Consider the following 1,134-nt stretch of genomic DNA (forward strand, 5'->3'; position numbering starts at 1 on the left):
AGCCGGGGGCGCTCATGCTGGTGGGGCGGGCGGCGTGCCCGGCGGACCGGGGCCGGCCGCAGACGCTTCTGGTGGAGGTGCCGATGGATCCCGTCACCGCCCTGCGGCGGATCGCGTTCCTGCTGGAACGCTCGCAGGCGGCCACCTACCGGGTGAAGGCGTTCCGTACGGCCGCCGCCGCCGTGGACGCCATGGCCGACGGGGAGCCGGCCGAGCGGGTGGCCGCGAAATCGCTGGAGCGGGTCCCCGGTATCGGGCCGCGTACCGCCGAGGTGATCCGTGAGGCACTGGCCGGGAAGACGCCCGGGTACCTGGACCGGCTCGAGAAGGACGCCGCGGCCGAGCCGCCCGTCGAGGCGGGCGAGGACCTCTTCGCGCGGCTGACGGGCGACTGCCACATGCACTCGGACTGGTCGGACGGCGGCAGCCCGATCGAGGAGATGGGCCGGACGGCCGCGGAGCTGGGCCACGCGTGGGCCGTCCTCACCGACCACTCGCCCCGGCTGACGGTGGCCAAGGGCCTGTCGCCGGAACGGCTGCGGGAGCAGCTGGAGGTGGTGGAACGGCTCAACGAGCAGTGGGCCCCGTTCCGGCTGCTGACGGGCATCGAGTGCGACATCCTGCCGGACGGCTCACTCGACCAGGAGGACGAGCTGCTGGAACGGCTCGACGTGGTCGTGGTCTCCGTCCACTCCAAACTGCGGATGGACCCGGCTCCGATGACACGGCGGCTGGAAGCGGCGGTGCGCCATCCGTTGGCGAATGTGCTCGGCCACTGCACGGGACGCCTGCTGGACGGGCGCGGCCGCCCCGAGTCGCGGTTCGACGCGGACCGGGTCTTCGCGGCCTGCGCCGAGGCCGGGACGGCGGTGGAGATCAACTGCCGCCCGGAGCGGCAGGACCCTCCCCTTCGGCTGCTGCGCGCGGCCGTCGCGGCGGGGACGCTGTTCGCGATCGACACGGACGCGCACGCCCCGGGGCAGCTCGACTGGCAGCGGTCGGGGTGCGCCCGTGCCGAGGAGTGCGGGGTGCCGGCGGACCGCGTGGTGACGACCTGGAGCGCGGAACGGCTCCTGGAGTGGGCCGGCTGACCCCGCACCCCTCGGCACGGGCGCACCACGACCGCTGCCAGTC

At 74.6% G+C, this 1,134-nt stretch carries 1 protein-coding gene; it reads left to right on the top strand.

Translation table 11 applies throughout. The features are described from left to right. Nucleotides 1-83 precede the first annotated feature (83 nt). Nucleotides 84-1,091 (top strand): PHP domain-containing protein, encoded by a 1,008-nt coding sequence (locus D3105_RS33910; protein ID WP_118906599.1) that lies wholly within the window; start codon nucleotides 84-86, stop codon nucleotides 1,089-1,091. The last annotated feature ends 43 nt before the right edge of the window (nucleotides 1,092-1,134 follow it).

Origin of the sequence: Streptomyces globisporus, assembly GCF_003501885.1 — a bacterium.
GTDB classification, from domain to species: domain Bacteria; phylum Actinomycetota; class Actinomycetes; order Streptomycetales; family Streptomycetaceae; genus Streptomyces; species Streptomyces globisporus_D.

Bases quoted from the DNA above. Each gene is read 5' to 3' on its own strand.
- D3105_RS33910 (WP_118906599.1), top strand. From the start codon at position 84: ATGGATCCCGTCACCGCCCTGCGGCGGATCGCGTTCCTGCTGGAACGC.